Here is a 20756-nt window from a genome sequence, read left to right on the forward strand (position 1 = left end):
TCAACGCCCTTCCTTGTTGAGGCGCGGATTGAACGCGTCGTTGAGCCCTTCGCCGATCAGGTTCAGCGCCAGCACCGAGAGCAGGATCGCGATGCCGGGGAATAGCGTGATCCACCAGGCCTGCCGGATCACGGTGCGGCCGGCGCCGACCATGTAGCCCCAGGACATCAGATTGGGATCGCCGAGGCCGAGAAAGGAGAGCGAGGATTCCAGCAGGATCGCGGTCGCGACCATCAGCGAGGCCAGCACGATGACGGGCGACAGGGCGTTGGGCAGGATCTCGCGCCAGATGATCCAGCTGTGGCTCTGTCCGGTGACTACAGCGGCCTGGACATATTCGCGCGTCCGCAGTGACAGCACCTCGCCGCGAACCAGACGGGCGACCGGCGGCCAGCTCACGATCGCGATTGCCAGCACGATCGAGACGATCGAGGGCTGCAGGATCGCGACCAGCACGATGGCGAGCGCGAAGCTCGGCACGGTCTGGAAGAATTCGGTGAAGCGCATCAGGGCGTCTCCGATCTTGCCGCCGAAATAGCCGGCGAGGGCACCGACGGGAATTCCGACCGCGAGCGCGGCCATGGTGGAGACCAGGCCGACCAGCAGCGAGACGCGAGCGCCGTAGATGATCCCGGCGAGCACGTCGCGGCCGAGTGCATCGGTGCCGAGCGGCAGGCCGGGCACCGTGAACGGCGGCAGGAACGGCCGCTGCACCATGCGCCAGGGCGAAGTCGGAAACAGCAGCGGGCCGAAGATGGCGATCGCGATCGCAAGCAGCAGGATCGTCAGGCCGATCACGCCGCCGGGGTTGCGCAGCATGGTGCGCCAGAACTTGCTCATGAGGCGAACTCGATGCGGGGATCGACCGCCCGGTAGATCAGGTCGGTGATCAGGTTGAAGGCGAGCACCATCGCCGAGCACACCACGAAGACGCCGAGCAGCAGATTGTAGTCACGCTGCAGCAGCGCTTCGTACATCAGCCGGCCGATGCCGGGCCAGGCGAACACGGTCTCCGTAAGCACGGCGCCGCCGACCAGCGTCCCGGCCTGCAGGCCCGCCAGCGTCACCACCGGCAGCAGCGCGTTGCGCAGCACATGGCGGCGCTGGATCACGGCGTCGCGCAGGCCCTTGGCGCGTGCGGTCTTGACGAAGTCATGCCGCTTCACCTCCAGCATCGAGGCGCGGGTCATGCGGGCATAGGTGGCCATGAAGAACAGGCCCATCGTCGTCGCCGGCAAGATCAGATGGGCGCCGACGTCGAGCACATGGGCGAAGCCGGTGTAGTTGGCGCCGACGGTCTCGTAACCGAAGCTCGGCAGCCATTCCATCGAGACCGAAAACAGCAGGATCGCCATCAGCGCCACCCAGAATAGCGGCGTGGCGTAGAAGATCAGCGCCAGTATCGTGATCGCGGTATCGGCCCAGGTGCCGGCAAAGCGTGCGGCCAATGTTCCGAACAGAACCCCGAGCAGCAACGAGATCACGAAGGCCGTGACGGTCAGCAGCAGCGTCGCCGGCAGCCGCTCGGCGATCAGCTGGGCCACCGGCATCTGCTGGCGGAACGAGAAGCCGAGGTCGAGCGTCGCGATGCCCTTGACGTAGCGGTAGAGTTGGACCGGCAGCGGCTGGTCGAGCCCGAACTTCTCGCGCAATTGGGTGACGAAGATCTGGTCGCTGGCGCCGGCCTCGCCCGCCATCACGATCGCCGGGTCGCCCGGCGCCATACGGATCAGCATGAAGTTGAAGACCACGATCGCGAGCAGCACGACGACGGCCTTGGCAAGTCGCTGGGCAATGAAAGAGAGCATGGGTGACGTCGTTGCGTTCGAGGAAACGGCAGAAGCCGCGGCGCTGGACGGCGCCGCGCCGGGAAGCGTCGTTACTTGTCGAGCCAGGCGTCGCGGAAGCCGTCGTTGACGCCGATCGCGGTCGTGACGAGGTTCTTGACGGTGCACCGGGTAATGGTCGGGAACTGGAGCTCGAGCTGCCAGGCCACCGGCACGTCGTCGGTCAGGATCTTCTGCGCCTTGAGATAGATGTCCTGGCGCTTGGAGTCGGGGAAGGCGGTGGCGCCGTCGGCGAACAGCTGGTCGATCTCGGGGTTGGAATAGCCCTCGACATTGTTGAACGGCGAACCCTTGGAGATCTGGCTCGAGATGTAGTTGCGGCCGACGCCGAGCGCGGGATCGCCATACTGATAGAGATAGGTGAACGCGATGTCGTAGTCCCAGTCGGCCACCTTCTGGTTCCAACCGGGCACGTCGGTTGCGATCATCTCGACATTGATGCCGACGTCCTGCAGGTTCTGCTTCACGGCTTCGGCCCAGCGCTGCCAGGTTTCGCCATAGGGCAGCGGCAGCAGGCGGACCTTCTCGCCTTTGTAGCCAGCCTCCTTCAGCAGCGCCTTGGCCTTGGCCGGGTCGTAATCATAGGTGGTCACCTTGTCGGTGTAGTATTTGATCGTGGAGGCCGACGGGCCGGTCGCGACCTTGGCGAGGCCGTTCCAGATCACGTCCTTGGCGAAGTTGCGATCGATCGCATACATCAGCGCCTGGCGGAATTTCTTGTTCGCGGTCGGGCCCTGCCGGTTGTTGAGCCACAGCCAGGAGTGCGGGCTGAAGAATTCCCAGCCGGCGCCGGTGACGCAGACATTCTTCAGCTTCGTCAGCCGCGGCACGTCGAAATTCTCGACCGAGCCGCCGGGCAGCACGTCGACCTTGCCGGTCTCGAACGCCACCGCGCGCGCGGCGGCATCAGGGATCACGTGCCAGTAGATCTCGTCGAGATGGGGCAGGCCCTTGATGTAGTAGTTCGGATTCTTGACCAGGCGGATGAACGAGCCCTTCTGCCATTCCTTGAACATGAAGGGGCCGGTGCCGATTGGCGTGTTGTTCGCCGGATTGGTCTTGTAGTCGGTGCCTTCGTAGATGTGCTTGGGGATCATCGGCAGCGAGCCGACCTCGAAGATACCGAGGAACGGGCCGAACGGCTGCTTCAGCGTGAACACCACCGTGTAATCGTCCGGTGTCTCGACCTTGTCGAGCTGGGCGAGGTTGCCGCGGGCGCGGGGATGGGTCTGCTTGAGGAAATCGATCGAGAACGCGACGTCGGCCGAGGTGAACGGCTTGTTGTCGTGCCAGGTGACGCCCTTGCGCAGCTTGAACGTATAGATCTTGCCGTCTTCGCTGACGCTCCAGCTTTCGGCGAGGCCGGGCAGCGGCTCGAGCTTCGGGGAGTAGCGCAGCAGGCCTTCATAGATGTTGCCGGCGACCATCTGCGTGGGGCCGTTCTGCACCAGGCCGACCATCAGGCCCGGCGGCTCCGGCTGGATCACCGCGTTGATCACGCCGCCCGATTTCGGTTCCTCGGCAAATGTCGCGGTGCTTAGGGCACTCGCCACCAAAAGACTCAACAGAACTCGCTTCAACATGTTCAGGCTCTCTTGTTCGAAAACGCTCTAGTTGACGAAATCCGGATCGGTGCGCGCGAGCATGCGCTTGAAGGCCGCCCACTCGGTGTCGGGCACGCCGTGGGTCTCGATGCTGTCGTAGAAGGTTGCGTATTGACCGGCGGTCTTGTGCGCGACCGCGTCCGATAGCGGCGCGATCTCGGCGCCGGCGGACTGGATCGCAAGCTGCGCACGGCACGAGCGCTCCAGATTGTGCATCAGCTTGAAGGCTTCGGAGACCGAGCGGCCGCAAGTCAGCATGCCGTGATTGCGCAGCACCATCACGAACTTGTCGCCGAGGTCGGCGACCAGGCGCTCGCGTTCGTCGAGATCGAGCGCGATGCCTTCGTAGTCGTGATAGGCGAGGCAGCCGGTGAACTGCATCGACCATTGATTGAGCGGCAGCAGGCCCTGCTTCTGGCAGGATACCGCGACGCCGGCCACCGTGTGGGTGTGCAGCACGCAGGCGACGTCCGGCCGTGCCGCATGCACCGCGCTGTGGATGGTGAAGCCGGCCGGATTGATGCCGAGCCCGAGCGGATCGTCGATCACGACGCCGTCGAGATCGACGGTGACGAGATTCGACGCCGTCACCTCCTCGAAGCGCATGCCGTAGGGATTGATCAGGAAGCGGTCATGGCTGCCGGGCAGCCGCACCGAGATGTGGGTGTAGATGCTGTCATCGAGCCCGAGCCGGTGGATCAGCCGGTAGGCCGCGGCGAGGTCGATGCGGAATTGCTGGTTCTGGTCCTTCACGGCGTCGGGCCGCACATGCGTCGTCATCGTTGCTGCTAGTCCCTGTCCGCGGGCCGTTTTTGTTGCGTTGCAATGCCCGCTTCGCTAAACTGTCGACAATCTAAGAATTGATCAAGTCTAAACTGTCGACAGTCGGCGATTAAATAATGTACAAGGGTCGAAACGGACCCTTTTGATGCGCACGATTTCCCCTCCGGTCGGCTTGCCGGCCCTCAACGAGACCGACCTTGTCGGCCAGGTCGCCCGGCGTCTGACCGAAGCCATCGTGCAGGGGCGGCTGCCGCCGGGATCAAAGGTGGTCGAAGCCGGAATCGCGCGCGAGCTGGGGGTGAGCCGGGCGCCGGTGCGCGAGGCGGCGCGGCTGCTTGAGCAGCAGGGCTTGCTGGTCGCCAATCCGCGCCGCGGCTTCTTCGTCCGGCAGTTTGCCGCTGATGATATCGACGAGATCTACGACCTGCGTCTGTGCGTGGAGCGTCATGCCGCGGTGCTCGCCGCGCGCAACCTGACGCCGGAGACGCGCGACAAGCTGCGCCGGCAGATCGATGTGCTGTACGAGATGGCCGATCTCGACGATCCGGCGCGGCAGGTCGAGGAGGATTACCGCTTCCATCGCCTGATCTGCGAGATCGCCGGCAACCGGCGGATGCTGCGGCTGTTCGACGATCTCGCCTCCGAGCTGCGCATGGTGATCGGCCTGATCGGCCGCCTCTATGACGATCCGCATGAGATCGCGCGCACGCATGAGCCGGTGCTTGCCGCGATCGAGGCCGGTCACCCCGAGCGCATCGTCGCTCATATCGATTACCACCTCGGTCACGCCTGGCGCGAAGTCGGGCGGCTGGTGCGCGAGATTCCGCCTTGGCCGGCGGCGGCGAAATAGCCGCGCGATCTTGCGATCTTTCTGATTCATCCAACAGGAGTGTCCCGTGAAGGCCGTCTACAGTGATCTGCACCGCAGCCATGATCCGCAGTTCTTCCTGGTCCGCGGCGTGGTCCAGCGCACCACCGAGCAGCCCGAGCGCGCCGATCGCCTGCTGGCAGGCCTGAAGGCCGGCAAGCACACGCTGATCGAGCCGACCAAATTCGGGCAGGGGCCGCGGGCGCGCGTGCACAGTCCGGAATATCTCAGCTTTCTCGCCGACGCCTGGGATGCGTGGACCGCGCTTGGCGATGCCGGGCCGGAGATGATCGCGAACATCCATCCGGTGCGCAACGCCGCTACCTATCCGACCCATATTGTCGGCAAGCTCGGCTGGCACACGGCGGATACCGCAGCGCCAATCGGCAAGGGCACCTGGGCCGGCGCCTGCGCCTCGAGCGATGTCGCGGTCACCGCCGCGCAGATGGTGCTCGATGGCGAGGATGCGGTTTATGCGCTGTGCCGTCCGCCCGGCCACCATGCCTATCGCGATATTGCCGGCGGTTTCTGCTTCCTCAACAACAGCGCGATCGCGGCCGAGCACCTGCGCCAGAAGCATGAGCGGGTCGCGATCCTCGATGTCGACGTCCATCACGGCAACGGCACGCAGGGCATCTTCTACGAGCGGCCGGATGTGTTCACCGTGTCGATCCACGCCGATCCGTCGTTCTTCTATCCGTTCGTCTGGGGCTACGCCCATGAGCGCGGCGCCGGACCCGGCCTCGGCGCCAATTTCAACATCCCGCTGGCGAGAGGCACCGGCGACGACGACTACATGAAGGCGCTGGCGGCAGCGGAGCGGGCGATCCGTTCCTTCGCGCCGACCGCGCTCGTGGTCGCGCTCGGTCTCGATGCTTCCGAGAAGGACCCGCTGGCCGGCCTCGCCGTCACCACCGACGGCTTCCGCCGGATCGGCGAGGGGCTGGCCCGGTTCGGCCTGCCGACGGTGCTGGTGCAGGAGGGCGGCTATCTCTCCGACATCCTCGGCGCCAATCTGACGGCGGTGCTCGGCGGCTTCGAGGCCGCGCGCTAGCGGCTTGCAGGAACCGGCCAATCCGCTGGCCGGTCTCGCGAACAGACCTGGAGGAGTTAACGTAAGTGTTTGACTTCTCTGATATCCTGTTCTCAGCTACGGTGTAATGGGTCGATAATCGTTGCTGTAATGGGACAAATCGTTCGTAAGCCGTTCAAAACCTACCACCATGGCGACCTTCGCGAGGCGCTGATCCAGGCCGCGTTAGGCGAGGTCGAGCTTGGCGGGCCGGAAGCGATCAGCATCAAGGCGCTGGCCAAGCAGCTCGGCGTCTCGCAGCCGGCGCCGTACCGCCATTTCGCCGACCGCGAGGCGCTGCTCGAGGCGGTGACCGCGGAGGCGTTCCGGCAGTTCAACGTGATCATGCGCGAGGCGATCGAGCAGCCGGGCAAGGGCTCGAAACTGTCGCGCTTCGCGCAGGCAGCCCTCGCCTTCGGGCTCGAGCGCCATGGCATCTACCGGCTGATGTTCGCGTCGCGCACCATGGCCTGCGCGCCCAAGGGCAGCGAGCTGCACACCGCGGCGATGGAAACGCTGGCGCTGTTGATCGAGTCGTTCGAGGCGCCGGCCGTCGGGCTGTTGCGCGAGCGGCAGGCGCTGAAGATCTGGGCCGGGCTGCACGGCATCGTGATGCTCGCCGAGCAGGGCCTGCTCACCGGCGAGGCCGCGCAGATCAGCCGCGAGGAGCTGCTCGACGAGATCGTCGAGCAGACCAAGGCGGCACTCACCATCGCGCTGCAGGCGGCGGACGGTAAGGCGTAGCTACTGCCTTAGCGCGGCGGCCGCGGGTCGATCGGGGTGGTGCCGCGCACGCCCAGAATGTCCTCCAGCACTTTGGCGCCGGCCAACAGCTGTGCCTCGGCGCGCGGCTTGGCAATCATCTGCAAACCGATCGGCAGGCCCGACGCAGTGAAGCCGCAGGGCAGCGACAGCGCCGGGCAGCAGGCCAGCGTGATCGCATAGACGATGCCGAGCCATTCGACATAGTTGTCGAACTTCTTGCCGTCGCATTCGGCGACGTAGCGGTTCTCGACCGGGAATGGCGGCACGATGGTCGCGGGCGCCAGCAGCAGGTCGTACTTGTCGAAGAATTCGAGCGCACGCTGCGTCATCGCGACGCGCTGCGCCTCAGCGCGCTCGAGCTTCTCGACCGTGAGCTTCAGCCCTTCCTCGATGTTCCAGATTACTTCGGGCTTCAGCAAATCGCGCTTGGTGCGCAGCAACTCAGCCTTGCTGATCGCGAAATCGAAGGCGCGCAGCACGTGGAAGCACTCATGGGCTTCGCTAAAATCGGGATGCGCTTCCTCGACGATCGCGCCGGCTTCGGCGAAACGCTCCGCCGCCTTGCGGGTCACCGCCTTGACCTCGGGATCGACCGGCGTGATGCCGAGATCGGGCGAATAGGCGATGCGCTTCGGCTTGCTGCCGGAACGCGTCGCCGACAGGAACGATGTCGGCAGCGCAGGCAGCGACAGCGGATCGGCAGCATGCTCGCCGCTCATCGCGTCGAGCAGCAGCGCGAGGTCCTCGACATTGCGCGCCATCGGTCCCTGCTGGCCGAGCGTGCGGTCGACGCCGAACTTCGGCGTCTGCGCGACGCGGCCGATCGATGGCCTGAGGCCGACGATGCCGCAGAAGCTCGCCGGGTTGCGCAGGCTGCCGCCCATGTCGGAGCCGTGCGCGAGCCACGCGGTGCCGCTGGCCAATGCCGCCGCGGCGCCGCCGGAGGAGCCGGCGGCCGAGCGCGATGTGTCCCAGGGATTGCGCGTCGGGCCGAACACCTCGTTGAAGGTGTTGGCGCCGGCGCCGAATTCCGGTGTGTTCGACTTGGCGTAGATCACGCCGCCGTTCTGTTCGAGGCGCTCGACCAGGATGTCCGACTTCGCCGGGACGTTGTCCTTGAAGATCGGCGAGCCCAGCGTGGTCAGCACGCCGGAGACCGCGGTGAGGTCCTTGATCGGAACGGGAAGGCCCGCGAGCAGGCCGCGCTCGCCGACCGGCTTCTGCATCAGGGCCTTGGCGTTGCTGCGGGCGCGGTCGAAGCACAGCGTCGGCAGCGCGTTGACCTTGCCGTCCACCTCGGCGATGCGGTGTTCCAGCACATCGAGCAGGTCGAGCGGCGTGACGTCACCGGCTTTCAGCTTCTCGACGACGGCACACGCCGTTTCCTTCACCAAGCCCTGATCAGCCATGCGCCGTTGCTCCTATGTGTTCTGGTTGCTCGTGCTGTAGAACATTTCCTGCCGTCGTGGCAATGCGACGAGAACCGAAGGGGCAGGGATGGCAGCGTTGTTTTCCGCGCTGGACTGGCGCGCAATGAGCCAGCAGGAGCGCGACCTCGGCTTGAACAATGGCGTCGCCGTCAAGGGCAGTGCCGAGCTCGCCGCCGGTTGGGAGCAGCGTTCGGCTGCGATGCGGCAGCAGCACGCGCGGCATCTCGACCTCCGATATGGCCCGCGCGAGCGCAACCGGATCGATTTCCTGAGAGCGCGCGACGGCGCGCCGACGCTGTTGTTCATTCACGGCGGCTATTGGCAGACCCGTGCCAAGGAGGTGTTCACGATCTTTGCCGAGGGACCGCTGGCGCATGGCATCAATGTCGCGCTGATCGGCTACACGCTGGCGCCAGATGCGACGCTTGATGACATCGTCGCCGAGATTCACGCCGGGATCGATTATCTTGCCGGGCAATTGCCCGCGCTCGGCGCCGCTTCCGATGGCATCGTCGTGTCGGGCTGGTCGGCCGGCGGGCATCTGACATCGATGGCGCTGTCGAACGCCCATGTCCGGGCCGGCATGGCGATCTCGGGCATCTACGACCTCGAGCCGATCCGGCATTCCTATCTCAACGAGAAGCTCAGGCTCGACGAAGCCGCGTCGCGGCGCAATTCGCCGATGATGCAGGAGGGCGGGGTCGCAAAACCGCTGTCACTGGTGGTCGGCAGCGCCGAACTGCCGCTGCTGCGCAAGCAGACCGCCGACTTCGCCGGCCATCGCGCGCGCTACGGCCTACCAGTGACCTATGAGGAGATCCCCGGTGCCGACCATTTCTCGATCATGCACCAGATGCAGGCGTCGCAGGGCCGCATCACGACGCTGATCCGGCAGTTATTCGAGCGATCCACGTCATCCCCGCGCAATGCGTAGCATTGTCGCTGGAGGTGCGAGCTCTTGCGAGCCTCGAAGGATGACGTAGCCCGTGGCCCATCCTTCGAGACGCCGCTTCGCGGCTCCTCCAGCGACAATGGCGAAGCCATTGCGCGGGGATGACGGCGGAGCAAGTGGTGACGTTAACCCCACCCCGACGTCAGCCCGCCATCCACCGTATAGATCACACCCGACGTATAGCCAGCGCGATCGGACGCCAGGAACGCCATCAGGTCGCCGATCTCGCGCGCATGCGCGGGGCGGCCGAGCGGCAGGCCCTTCTGGAATTCCTTGTAGCGGTTCTCGTCGCCGAACTGGTTCTTGGCGCGGGTCTTGAGCAGCGTGACGTGGCGGTCGGTGCCGACCGGGCCGGGATTGATGCCGACGACGCGGATGTTGTCGGCGAGGCTCTTGCCGCCGAGCGCGCGGGTGAACGACATCAGTGCTGCATTGCCGGCGCTGCCGCAGATATAGTTGGCGTCGAACTTCTCGCCGGCCGCGCCGATGTCGTTGACGATGACGCCACCGCCGCGCGCCTTCATCTGGGCATAGATCGCGCGCGTCAGATTGATGTAGCCGAACACCTTGAGCTCCCAGGCATGCCGCCAGGTCGCCTCGTCGATCTTGTCGATCGAGCCGCCCGGGATATCGCCGGCATTGTTAACCAGGATGTCGATGTCTGCGGCCTCCTTTGCCAATCGCGTCAGGTCTTCCGACTTGCGCAGATCGACCACGCTGATCGCGGCATCGATCTGGTGCGCCGAACGCAGCCGCTCGGCCAGGGCCTTCAATTGCTCGCCGTTGCGGGCCGCGAGCAGCAGATTGGCGCCTTCCTCGGCAAAGGCTTCGGCGGCGGCCGCGCCAATGCCCTTGGAGGCGCCGGTGATCAGGACGCGCTTGCCGCGCAGATGCAGATCCATGGGATGTCTCGCTTTGAGTTGAGGAGTGGATGTCGGCGAAATTGGTGGGGCAGGGTCGCGCCGCGGTCAACACTGCACTGCAGCGTTGCGCTGGCGCCAAGTTTGGTCCATTGCAGGGCGATCAGGATAGGCGGCATTGCCGGCCGGGCAAATCACAAGGGTGTTCTCGATGAGCAAGAAGCAATATCGAATTGCGGTCATTCCCGGCGACGGCATCGGCAAGGAAGTGATGCCGGAGGGCCTGCGCGTGATCGAGGCGGCGGCGAAGAAGCACGGCGTCGACGTCAAGTTCGACCATTTCGACTTCGCCTCTTACGACTACTACGAGAAGCACGGCGAGATGATGCCGGCCGACTGGAAAGACAAGATCGGCAAGCATGACGCGATCTATTTCGGCGCGGTCGGCTGGCCGGCCAAGATCCCGGATCACGTCTCGCTGTGGGGCTCGCTGATCAAGTTCCGCCGCGAGTTCGACCAGTACGTCAATCTGCGCCCGGTGCGGCTGATGCCCGGCGTGCCGTCGCCGCTGGCGAACCGCAAGCCCGGCGACATCGATTTCTGGGTGGTGCGCGAGAACACCGAGGGTGAATATTCGTCCGTCGGCGGCCGCATGTTCCCGGACACCGACCGCGAATTCGTCACGCAGCAGACGGTGATGACCCGCACCGGCGTCGACCGCATCCTGAAATTCGCGTTCGATCTGGCGCAGTCGCGGCCGAAGAAGCATCTGACTTCGGCGACCAAATCGAACGGCATCTCCATCACCATGCCCTATTGGGACGAGCGCGTGGAGGCGATGGCCAAGAACTACCCGAAAGTGAAGTGGGACAAGTACCACATCGATATTCTCACCGCGAACTTCGTGCTGCATCCGGACTGGTTCGACGTCGTGGTCGGCTCAAATCTGTTCGGGGATATTCTCTCCGACCTCGGTCCGGCCTGCACCGGCACCATCGGCATCGCGCCGTCGGGCAACATCAACCCGGAAGGCAACTTCCCCTCGGTGTTCGAGCCGGTCCACGGCTCGGCGCCTGATATCGCAGGCCAGGGCATCGCCAACCCGATCGGCATGATCTGGTCGGGTGCGATGATGCTGGAGCATCTCGGCGAGAAGCAGGCGGCTGCCGCCATCGTCGGCGCGATCGAGCGCACCCTCGGCGAACGCACGCTGCGCACCCGCGACCTCGGCGGCAATGCCGACACCACGGCCTGCGGCAAGGCGGTCGCGGAGATGGTGGATTAAGGTTGCTGCGTAGGGTGGGTTAGCCGAAGGCGTAACCCACCATTTCACTTCACGGGCACAAAGTCGGCGGGTTACGCCTCGCTAACCCGCCCTACAGTTGCTGTCGTCCCTGCGAAGGCAGGGACCCATAACCACAGGGTCCTGTTGTTGGGGCGCGCTGTGGCCCTAGCCTTCGTGATCACGCGAAGCGGTGGTTATGGGTTCCGGCTCGCGCTTCGCTTGGCCGGGACGACGGTGAAAGGGTTTACCCCTTCACAATCCGTCGGCAGTGCTCCCACGCCGCGTGGATCAAATTCTCGCTCGCCTCGGGCGTGCGGAACGCGGAGTGCGCCGACAGCGTCACGTTCGGGATCTTGGTCAGCGGGTGATCCTTCGGCAGCGGCTCGATGTTGTAGACGTCGAGGCCGGCGTGGCGGATGTGACCGGACTTCAGCGCATCGATCATCGCTTGCTCGTCGACGATCGCGCCGCGCGCGGTGTTGATCAGCACCACGCCCTTTTTCATCTTCGCGATCTTGTCGCGCGTGATCATGCCGCGGGTCTCGTCGTTCAATAGCAGATGGATCGAGACCACGTCGCTCTTGCCCAGCACGGTGTCGAGCTCGGTGAATTCGATGCCCGGATGGCTCTTGGGCGACCGGTTCCAGGCGATCACCTTCATGCCGCTGCCGAGCGCGATGCGGGCGACTTCCGCGGCGATGCCGCCGAAGCCGACCAGGCCGAGCGTCTTGCCGGTGAGCTGCATGCCGTCCTCGCGCAGCCAGTTGCCGGCGCGCATCTCGCGGTCCATCTGCGCGATCACCCGCGCCGACGACCACATCAGCGCGATCGCGGACTCCGCAACCGCGGTGTCGCCGTAGCCCTTGATCAGATGCACGGAGATACCGAGCTCGGCGAGCTCCTCCGGGTTCATGTAGCTGCGCGCGCCGGTGCCGAGGAACACGACGTGCTTCAGACCGGTGCACTTCTTTGCGACATCGGTCGGCAACGCGGTGTGATCGACCACCGCGATCTCGGCGCCGTCGAGCACCGCCGGATAATCCTCGGACTTGATGTCCGGGTTGCGGTTGATCCGCATCCTGGGATCGCCCGGTTTTTCCAACCGCTCGGTGATGACTGCGAGCGATTCATTGGCGTCGACAAACACTGCGCGCACGAAAGCCTCCATCGAAGGAAGGAAAGATGATCAGGACGCGACGCCGGCGAGCGCCAGCACCGTATGCAGCAACACGTTGGCGCCGGCGGCGCAATCGGGCTGCGTGGCATCCTCCAGCTCGTTGTGGCTGATGCCGTCCTTGCAGGGCACGAACACCATCGCGGCCGGCATCACGGTGTTGAGGTTGCAGGCATCGTGGCCGGCGCCGGAGGTGATGCGGCGATGCGAATAGCCGAGCTGCGTGGCCGCGTTTTCCACCGCGTCGACCAGCTTCGGATCGAAATGCGTCGGCGCCTTGCGCCAGACAAGATCAAGCTGCACCTCGACCTTGCGCCGCGTGGCGATCTCGGCGACAGCGGCGCGGAGGTCGCGGTCCAGCGCATCCATGATCGCGGCATCCGCGCTGCGGCAATCCACCGTGAAGGCGATCTCGCCGGGGATGACGTTGCGCGAGGGGCTTGCGATCACCGCTTCGCCGATGGTGCCGACCGCCTTTGGGCCGTGCTTTTTGGCAATGCTTTCCATCGCCAGCACGATCTCTGACAGCGTTGCCAGCGCATCGCGGCGCAGCGGCATCGGGGTCGATCCCGCGTGGCTCTCGAAGCCAGTGATCTTGCCGTCATACCACAGCACGCCCTGGCCGGAATCGACCACGCCGATGGTCTTGCCCTCGGCCTCCAGGATCGGGCCCTGTTCGATGTGCAGCTCGACGAAGCCCGAGAACTTCTGGCGGCCGACCGGCGTATCGCCGCGATAACCGATCGAGTCCAGCGCCTGCGCCACCGTGACGCCTTCGGCGTCCTTGCGCGACAGGATGTCGTCGGTGGTGAAATCGCCGACGTAAGCGGCCGAGGCCATCATCGCCGGCGCGAAGCGCGAGCCTTCCTCATTGGTCCAGTTGCAGATGCAGATCGGCAGCTCGGTCTCGATCCCGGCATCGTTCAGCGTGCGCACCAGTTCGAGCGCGGCGAGCGTGCCGAGGATGCCGTCATATTTGCCGCCGGTCGGCTGGGTGTCGAGATGCGAGCCGACGCCGATCGGCGGCTTCGACATGTCTCGTCCTTTCCGCAATCCGAACATCGAACCGAGCGCATCGACCTGGACCTCGAGGCCGGCGTCTTCGCACGCCTTGCGGAACCAGTCGCGCACCTGCTTGTCCTCGGCGCTCAAGGTCAGCCGCCGCACGCCGCCCTTCTGGGTCGCGCCGAATTGCGCGGTTTCGTGGATGGCGCCCCAGAGGCGGGCGGAATCGATCTGCAGGTTGGTGGCGGCTCGGCTCATGTCGTCAGTCCATTCTTTTTGGTCTTTCCGGAGCGATGCGTCAGCATCGAACCCGGAATCTCGAGATTCCGGGTTCGGCTCTTCGAGCCGCCCCGGAATGACGTTTGATTGCCCGGCACTCGTTCAATGACGCGCCACTCTCGCGTCGTCAACCGCCACGCTCGCCTGCGCGATCTGCCTGGCGAGATGGGCGACGCGCTCGATGGCGACCGCATCGGGGGAAGCGAGCCAGCTCGCGGTGAAGGTGAGCGGTGGCAGCTTGAGATCGGTGTCGAGCAGTTGCAGCCGGCCGTCGGCCAGTTCGTTCTCGACGATCGCCGACGGGATCACCGCAATGCCAAGGCCTTCATTGGCCATGTGGATCACGGTCGCGAGCGAGGTCGAGGCGTGCAGCCGGATCGGCGGCAGATCGGGGGCGTTGAACAATGCGCGGACGGTCTCGTAGGGCTGGGTCTTGCGCGGAAAGGTGATGATCGGAAACCGTGCCAGATCCTGCCGCGCCACCGGGCCGTCGCAGAGGCCGAGCGCCGGGCTCGCCAGGAACCCGATCGGGTAATCGCACAGCACATGGTTGTGGGCGCCGGACGCCGAGATCGGTCCGAGCACGAAGGCGAGTTCGATCTCCTGCGCCAGCAACCGTTGCGTCAGATTGGGCGTGATGTCGACCTCGATCTCGAGCGACAGGTTCGGGTAGATCTCGTTGACGCTCTTGACCAGCCGCGGCAGCCAGGTGTGCACGATGGTCTCCGCGACACCGAGCCGCAGCGCGCCGCGCATCGCCGAGCGGTCGCCGACCTCCGCCATCATCTCCGAGCGCAGACCGATCAGCTTCTCGGCATAGACCATCATCAGCCGCCCACTCGGCGTCGGCGAGGCCACCCGGTGATCCCGGTTCAACAGCTTGACGCCCATCTCGCGCTCAAGCTGGGCAATACGCTGGGAGATCGCCGGCTGGGTGGTGTTGAGCCGCTGGGCGGCGCCGCGGAAGCTGCCGAGCTTGACGACCCAGAGGAAGGTTTCGATCGAGCGGAAGTCCGTCATTGGAAGTATTTTCCGGATCGATAAATCTGTGTTATCGATTTTGATTAGAAAGGACGATTAGACATTATATCACGCTTGGTGTTGGTTTGTCCTTGTCGAGATTATGGGCAGGAGAATCCCATGACTGTTTTTGCGGCAGTGCAGCGATCTCAGGGAGAGTCAGTGCTGGCGAGCGTCGAAGCGCGGCGCGCCTGCCGCGACGGCGCGGCCTCGGTCACGACAGCCGGTCTCGCCAACGGCTTCGTCCAGGGCAATCTCGCGATCCTGCCGGAGAAACTCGCCGGCGCCTTCCACCGCTTCTGCCAACTCAATCCGAAGCCGTGCCCGATCATCGGCATGTCCGACGTCGGCGATCCCCGAATTCCGTCGCTCGGCCTCGACCTCGACATCCGCACCGATGTCCCGCGCTACCGGGTCTGGCGCGACGGCGAGGTGGCCGACGAGCCGACCGACATCACCAAATACTGGCGCGACGACCTCGTCACCTTCGTGCTGGGCTGCTCCTATTCGTTCGAGGAGGCGCTGCTCGATGAGGGGCTGCCGATCCGTCACATCGAACGCAATCTGCGTGTGCCGATGTACCGGACCAACATCGCCTGTCAGCCGTCGGGGCCGTTCGCGGGACCGATGGTGGTGTCGATGCGCCCGTTCAAGCCGGCGGACGCGATCCGCGCGGTGCAGATCACCTCGCGCTTTCCGTCGGTGCACGGCGCGCCGGTCCATCTCGGCCATCCGCATGCAATCGGCATCAAGGACATCGCAAAGCCCGATTACGGCGACGCGGTGCCGGTCGCCGATGACGAAATCCCGGTGTTCTGGGCCTGTGGCGTGACGCCGCAATCGGTGATCGCAAGTGCGAAGCTGCCGTTTGCGATCACGCATTCGCCGGGCCTGATGCTGGTGACCGATCTCAGGAACAAGCAGCTTGCTGTGCTTTGAATAGGCAATTCGTGCAATTCATTGAGGCTTTACTGCGCGCTACAAGCATCACATCGATAACTGGCTGACCAAGGGGAAATTTCGATGACGATCTCTCGCCGTAACGTATTGCTTGGCGCCTCCGCCGCCGCGCTCGTGCCGATGATGGCCCGCGCGCAAACCTCCGAAGTGGTGATTGGCGTGCTCTACCCGTTTTCGGGTGCCAGTGCCCAGATGGGCGTCGACGCGCAGAAGGCCTACGAGACCGCGCTCGACATCATCAACAAGAAGTACGATTTCGATCTGCCGCTCGCCAAGGATGAGGGATTGCCGGGGCTCGGCGGCGCAAAGATTCGTCTTGTCTATGCCGACCACCAGGGCGACCCGCAGAAGGGCCGTGCGGAGGCCGAACGCCTGATCACCCAGGAGAAGGTCTGCGCGATCGTCGGCACCTATCAGAGCGCGGTCGCGGTCACGGTGAGCCAGACCTGCGAGCGCTACCAGATCCCGTTCCTTTCGGCCGACAACTCGTCGCCGAGCCTGCACACCCGCGGTCTGAAATTCTTCTTCCGCGCGGCACCCCACGACGAAATGTTCTCGAAGGGCATGTTCGACTTCTTCGATGCCATGAAGAAGAAGGGTACCAAGATCGACACGCTGGCGCTGTTCCACGAAGACACCATCTTCGGAACGGACTCTGCGAACGCCCAGACCAAGCTGGCCAAGGAGCGCGGCTACAAGATCGTCGCCGACATCAAGTACCGCGCCAACTCGCCGTCGCTGTCGGCCGAAGTTCAGCAGCTCAAGGCTGCCAATGCCGACGTCCTGATGCCCTCGAGCTACACCACCGACGGCATCCTGCTGATCAAGACCATGTCCGAACTCGGCTACAAGCCGAGCGCCATCGTCGCACAGGCGGCCGGCTTCTCCGAGAAGGCGCTGTATGACGCGGTCGGCGACAAGCTCAACGGCGTGATCACCCGCGGCAGCTTTTCGCTCGATCTCGCAGCCAAGCGGCCGATGGTCGGCAAGATCAACGACATGTTCAAGGAAAAGTCGGGCAAGGACCTGAACGACAACACGTCGCGCGAGTTCATGGCACTGATCGTGATTGCGGATGCGATCAATCGCGCCAAGTCGACCGACGGCGAAAAGATCCGGGAAGCGCTCACCAAGACCGATATTCCGGCCGAGCAGACCATCATGCCGTGGAAGCGCGTCAAGTTCGACGAGACGGGCCAGAACAACGACGCCGATCCTGTGCTGCTGCAATATATCGGCGGCAAGTTCGTCACCGTGTTCCCGGCGCAGGCTGCGGTCGCCGAAGCCGTGTGGCCGATGAAGTGACGGTCGCGCGCGGGGGCGGGGGCAACACGCTGTGACAGCCGATACCATCATCCAGAGTCTGGCGAGCGGCCTTTTGATGGGGCTGCTCTACGGACTGATCGCCGCAGGCCTCGCATTGATCTTCGGATTGATGGACGTCGTGAATTTCGCGCACGGCGAGTTCCTGATGATCGCGATGTACGCGACCTTCTTCCTGTTCGCGTTCTTCGCGATCGATCCCTTGCTCGCGGCGCCGTTGGTCGCCGCCGCATTGTTCGTGTTCGGCGCGGTGGTCTATCTGTTGATCGTCCGCTTCGCGATGCGTGCCAAGGCCAATGCCGGCATGGTGCAGATCTTCTCGACCTTCGGCCTTGCGATCGTGATGCGGGGCCTCGCCCAGTTCTTCTTCACGCCCGACTATCGCAGCGTCACCAACTCCTGGGTCGGCGGCAAGACGATCTCGATCGCCGGCATCTACCTGCCGGAGCCGCAGCTGATCGGCGCCCTTGTCGCGATCGTGGCGTTCGTCGCGCTGTATTTCTTCATCAATCGCACCGATTTCGGGCGTGCGCTGGAGGCGACGCGCGAGGACGCCGGCGCGGTCGCCCTGGTCGGCATCGACAAGAACCGGGTGTTCGCGCTCGGCTGGGGCCTCGGTGCTGCGCTGGTCGGCCTCGCCGGTGCCATCATGGCGATCTTCTTCTACGTCTATCCCGATGTCGGCGCGTCCTTTGCCCTGATCGCCTACGTCACCGTGGCGCTCGGCGGCTTCGGCAGCGTGTTCGGTGCCTTTGCCGCCGGCATCCTGGTCGGCCTGGTCGAAGCGACCACCGCGCTGATCCTGCCGCCGTCGCTGAAATCGGTCGGCATTTATGCCGTCTATCTCCTGGTCGTCTTCATCCGCCCGCGTGGCCTGTTCGGATCGATGTGATGGACACCCAGTTCGCCCAACGCCGCAGGCGTGACCTGATCGTAGCGCTTTGCCTTGCGGTGATCGCCGCGCTGGCGCCGCTGTTCGTCAAGGACGTCTACGTCCAGAACATCATGGTCTTGACCCTGATGTATGCGGCGCTGTCGCAGAGCTGGAACATCTTGTCCGGCTATTGCGGACAGATCTCGCTCGGCCATGCGCTCTATTTCGGGCTCGGCGCCTACACCACCGCGCTCCTGTTCACCAAGTTCGGCGTGCTGCCGTGGTTCGGCATGCTGGCGGGCGGGGCGATCTCCGCCGTGATCGCGATGGCGCTCGGCTATCTCTGCTTCCGCTTGCGCGGGCATTATTTCGTGATCGCGACCATCGTGATCGCCGAGATCGCGCTGCTGCTGTTCCAGAACTGGGACTGGGCCGGTGCAGCCCTCGGCATCGATATCCCGATGCGCGGCGACAGCTGGCTCAAATTCCAGTTCGCCCGTTCGAAACTGCCCTACCTCTATTTCGCGCTGACGCTCGCCTGCATCGCCTGGCTCGTCACCTGGTGGCTGGAAGATTCCAAATGGGGCTATTGGTGGCGCGCGGTGAAGGACAATCCCGACGCTGCCGAAAGCCTCGGCGTGGTGGTGTTCAATTCCAAGATGGGCGCCGCGGCGGTCTCCGCCTTCCTGGTCGCGATCGGCGGCAGCTTCTACGCCCAGTTCGTGTCCTACATCGATCCCGAAAGCGTGATGGGCTTCCAGTTCTCGCTGCTGATGGCGCTGCCCGCGGTGCTCGGCGGCATCGGTACGCTGTGGGGCCCGGCGCTCGGCGCCGTCATCCTGATCCCGCTGACCGAACTGACCCGCTCCTATGTCGGCGGTTCGGGGCGCGGCGTCGATCTGATCGTCTATGGCGCGCTGATCGTTGCGATCTCGCTGGCGCTGCCGAAAGGTCTCGTCAGTGTGTTCTCCTGGCGCAGGGGAGCCGCACGATGAGCCCGCTGCTGGAAACCAGGGGCGTCTGGCAGCGCTTCGGCGGCCTCGTCGCCAACAGCGATGTCTCGATCTCGGTCGGGCGCGGCGAGATCGTCGGCCTGATCGGTCCGAACGGCGCCGGCAAGTCGACGCTGTTCAACCTGATCGCGGGCGTGCTGCCGCCGACCCAGGGCTCGATCATGTTCGACGGCGAGGACGTCACCCGGCTGCCGGCGGCGGAACGCTGCCAGCGCGGCGTCGGGCGCACCTTCCAGGTGGTCAAGAGTTTCGAGACCATGACCGTGATCGACAATGTCATCGTCGGCGCGTTGATCCGCAACACCAAGATGCGCATCGCGCGGCAGAAGGCTTACGAGGTGCTGGAGTTCTGCGGCCTAGCCGCGCGTGCCGACAAGCTCGCCGCCGACCTTGTGCCATCGGAGAAGCGCCGGCTCGAGGTCGCGCGTGCGCTGGCGACGGAGCCCAAGCTGCTGCTGCTCGACGAGGTGCTCACCGGTCTGACGCCGGTCGAGGCCCAGACCGGTGTCGAGCTGGTGCGCAAGGTCCGCGCCACCGGCGTCACCGTGCTGATGGTCGAGCATGTGATGGAAATCGTGATGCCGCTGGTCGACCGCGCCATCGTGCTCAATCTCGGCAAGGTGCTGGTCGAGGGCAAGCCGACCGAGGTCGTCCGCAATCCGGAAGTCATTTCTGCCTATCTCGGGGATCGTCATGCTGTCGGTGCGTGAAGTCACCACCGCCTATCAGGGCCTGGTCGCGATCTCCTCGGTGTCGATCGACGTCACCAAGGGCGAGATCGTTTGCGTCGCCGGCGCCAACGGCGCCGGCAAGTCGACGCTGCTGAAATCGATCGCCGGCGCCGAACGGCCGCGCGCGGGCAGCGTCACCTTCGACGGCAAGCGGATCGACGGCCAGCCGCAGCACGTCATCACCGCGGGCGGCATCGCCTTCGTGCCGGAAAACCGCCGGCTATTTCCGCGGCTCTCGGTGCGCGACAATCTGCGGCTCGGCAGTTACCTCTATCGCCGGCAATCCGACCGCGATGCGCCGCTCGATCTGGTGTTCAATCTGTTCCCGCGACTTGGCGAGCGGCTCGAGCAGCGCGCCGAGACCTTGTCCGGCGGCGAGCAGCAGATGCTTGCGATCGGCCGCGCGCTGATGACGCGGCCGCGCCTGTTGATGCTCGACGAGCCGTCGCAGGGCATCATGCCGAAGCTCGTCGACGAGATCTTCCAGGCCGTCAAACGCATCCGCGACGCCGGCATGACGGTCCTGATCGTCGAGCAGCGGATGGCCGAGTGCCTCGAGATCGCCGACCGCGCCTACATCCTGCAAACCGGCCGTGTGCTGATGCAGGGCACCGCCGCCGAGATCAGCGGCAATCCGGACGTGCGCAAGGCGTATCTGGGGCTGTAGCGGTACGCGTTGTCTCCGCGGATACAGCTGTCATCCTGAGGTGCGAGCGAAGCGAGCCTCGAAGGATGAGCCACGTACTCCCGCGGCCATCCTTCGAGGCGCGCCGAAGGGGCGCGCACCTCAGGACGACGTCGGTGTGCGGGCCAGCGGCAACCAGCTTGTAGCCCGGATGAGCGCAGCGGCATCCGGGGACGGTTGTCCTGCATATCGCTGCGCTCATGCGGGCTACGAATGCAACCCACGC

At 64.9% G+C, this 20756-nt stretch carries 20 protein-coding genes; 11 read left to right on the forward strand and 9 right to left on the reverse strand.

The annotated features are described in order from the left end of the window. The 4 genes from JQ616_RS23715 to JQ616_RS23730 form a co-directional block, all read right to left on the reverse strand. Positions 1-840, reverse strand: a complete 840-nt coding sequence (locus tag JQ616_RS23715; protein WP_212018569.1) for an ABC transporter permease — start codon at positions 838-840, stop codon at positions 1-3. After that, positions 837-1808, reverse strand: coding sequence for an ABC transporter permease (locus JQ616_RS23720; protein WP_212018571.1), 972 nt, complete (start codon positions 1806-1808; stop codon positions 837-839). Before JQ616_RS23720 ends, JQ616_RS23715 begins: the two co-directional genes overlap by 4 nt. Positions 1809-1879: 71 nt before the next feature. Next, a complete protein-coding gene (locus JQ616_RS23725; RefSeq protein WP_212018573.1) occupies positions 1880-3430 on the reverse strand; it encodes an ABC transporter substrate-binding protein in 1551 nt (516 codons plus the stop codon). Between the two features lie 27 nt (positions 3431-3457). Next, positions 3458-4231 (reverse strand): class II aldolase/adducin family protein, encoded by a 774-nt coding sequence (locus JQ616_RS23730; protein WP_212018575.1) that lies wholly within the window; start codon positions 4229-4231, stop codon positions 3458-3460. A gap of 148 nt (positions 4232-4379) precedes the next feature. Between JQ616_RS23730 and JQ616_RS23735 the strand changes: the two genes are divergently transcribed. From JQ616_RS23735 to JQ616_RS23745, 3 genes are all read left to right on the forward strand, one after another. Further along, positions 4380-5084, forward strand: coding sequence for a GntR family transcriptional regulator (locus JQ616_RS23735; protein WP_212018577.1), 705 nt, complete (start codon positions 4380-4382; stop codon positions 5082-5084). Between the two features lie 46 nt (positions 5085-5130). Further along, entirely contained in the window at positions 5131-6156 is a 1026-nt protein-coding gene (locus JQ616_RS23740) for a histone deacetylase family protein (RefSeq protein ID WP_212018580.1), read from the forward strand. A gap of 129 nt (positions 6157-6285) precedes the next feature. After that, positions 6286-6918, forward strand: coding sequence for a TetR/AcrR family transcriptional regulator (locus tag JQ616_RS23745; RefSeq protein ID WP_212018582.1), 633 nt, complete (start codon positions 6286-6288; stop codon positions 6916-6918). Between the two features lie 8 nt (positions 6919-6926). Here JQ616_RS23745 and JQ616_RS23750 read toward each other — a convergent pair whose 3' ends face one another. Further along, complete coding sequence (locus JQ616_RS23750; protein ID WP_212018584.1) at positions 6927-8348, reverse strand: amidase; 1422 nt, start codon at positions 8346-8348, stop codon at positions 6927-6929. Positions 8349-8436: 88 nt separating this feature from the next. Here JQ616_RS23750 and JQ616_RS23755 point away from each other — a divergent pair, with 88 nt between their 5' ends. Next, on the forward strand, positions 8437-9303 hold the full coding sequence (locus JQ616_RS23755; protein ID WP_212018586.1) for an alpha/beta hydrolase: 867 nt from the start codon (positions 8437-8439) through the stop codon (positions 9301-9303). A 143-nt stretch (positions 9304-9446) separates the two neighbouring features. On the opposite strand, the gene JQ616_RS23760 is transcribed toward JQ616_RS23755, so the two are convergent. Next, a complete protein-coding gene (locus tag JQ616_RS23760; protein ID WP_212018588.1) occupies positions 9447-10223 on the reverse strand; it encodes an SDR family oxidoreductase in 777 nt (258 codons plus the stop codon). Between the two features lie 169 nt (positions 10224-10392). Here JQ616_RS23760 and JQ616_RS23765 point away from each other — a divergent pair, with 169 nt between their 5' ends. Next, positions 10393-11466: a tartrate dehydrogenase gene (locus tag JQ616_RS23765; RefSeq protein ID WP_212018590.1), complete on the forward strand. Its 1074-nt coding sequence runs from the start codon at positions 10393-10395 to the stop codon at positions 11464-11466. Positions 11467-11710: 244 nt separating this feature from the next. Here JQ616_RS23765 and JQ616_RS23770 read toward each other — a convergent pair whose 3' ends face one another. The 3 genes from JQ616_RS23770 to JQ616_RS23780 form a co-directional block, all read right to left on the reverse strand. Further along, a complete protein-coding gene (locus JQ616_RS23770) occupies positions 11711-12622 on the reverse strand; it encodes an NAD(P)-dependent oxidoreductase (protein WP_212018592.1) in 912 nt (303 codons plus the stop codon). A 30-nt stretch (positions 12623-12652) separates the two neighbouring features. Then, positions 12653-13903 carry a Zn-dependent hydrolase gene (locus JQ616_RS23775; protein WP_212018594.1) on the reverse strand — a complete coding sequence of 417 codons (1251 nt, stop codon included), beginning with the start codon at positions 13901-13903 and terminating at the stop codon, positions 12653-12655. 123 nt (positions 13904-14026) lie between these two features. Beyond that, positions 14027-14944, reverse strand: coding sequence for a LysR family transcriptional regulator (locus JQ616_RS23780; protein WP_212018596.1), 918 nt, complete (start codon positions 14942-14944; stop codon positions 14027-14029). A 120-nt stretch (positions 14945-15064) separates the two neighbouring features. On the opposite strand from JQ616_RS23780, the gene JQ616_RS23785 reads away from it, so the two are divergent. The 6 genes from JQ616_RS23785 (at position 15065) to JQ616_RS23810 (ending at position 20512) form a co-directional block, all read left to right on the forward strand. Next, complete coding sequence (locus tag JQ616_RS23785; protein WP_212018598.1) at positions 15065-15883, forward strand: putative hydro-lyase; 819 nt, start codon at positions 15065-15067, stop codon at positions 15881-15883. An 84-nt stretch (positions 15884-15967) separates the two neighbouring features. Beyond that, on the forward strand, positions 15968-17209 hold the full coding sequence (locus JQ616_RS23790) for an ABC transporter substrate-binding protein (RefSeq protein WP_212018600.1): 1242 nt from the start codon (positions 15968-15970) through the stop codon (positions 17207-17209). Positions 17210-17240: 31 nt separating this feature from the next. Further along, positions 17241-18119 carry a branched-chain amino acid ABC transporter permease gene (locus JQ616_RS23795; protein ID WP_212018602.1) on the forward strand — a complete coding sequence of 293 codons (879 nt, stop codon included), beginning with the start codon at positions 17241-17243 and terminating at the stop codon, positions 18117-18119. Further along, on the forward strand, positions 18119-19096 hold the full coding sequence (locus JQ616_RS23800) for a branched-chain amino acid ABC transporter permease (protein WP_212018604.1): 978 nt from the start codon (positions 18119-18121) through the stop codon (positions 19094-19096). The genes JQ616_RS23795 and JQ616_RS23800 overlap by 1 nt, the downstream gene beginning before the upstream one ends. Further along, positions 19093-19824, forward strand: a complete 732-nt coding sequence (locus tag JQ616_RS23805) for an ABC transporter ATP-binding protein (protein ID WP_212018605.1) — start codon at positions 19093-19095, stop codon at positions 19822-19824. The genes JQ616_RS23800 and JQ616_RS23805 overlap by 4 nt, the downstream gene beginning before the upstream one ends. After that, positions 19808-20512, forward strand: a complete 705-nt coding sequence (locus JQ616_RS23810) for an ABC transporter ATP-binding protein (RefSeq protein WP_212018606.1) — start codon at positions 19808-19810, stop codon at positions 20510-20512. Before JQ616_RS23805 ends, JQ616_RS23810 begins: the two co-directional genes overlap by 17 nt. Positions 20513-20756 lie beyond the last annotated feature (244 nt).

It is taken from the genome of Bradyrhizobium tropiciagri (assembly GCF_018130545.1).
Taxonomy (GTDB): domain Bacteria; phylum Pseudomonadota; class Alphaproteobacteria; order Rhizobiales; family Xanthobacteraceae; genus Bradyrhizobium; species Bradyrhizobium tropiciagri_A.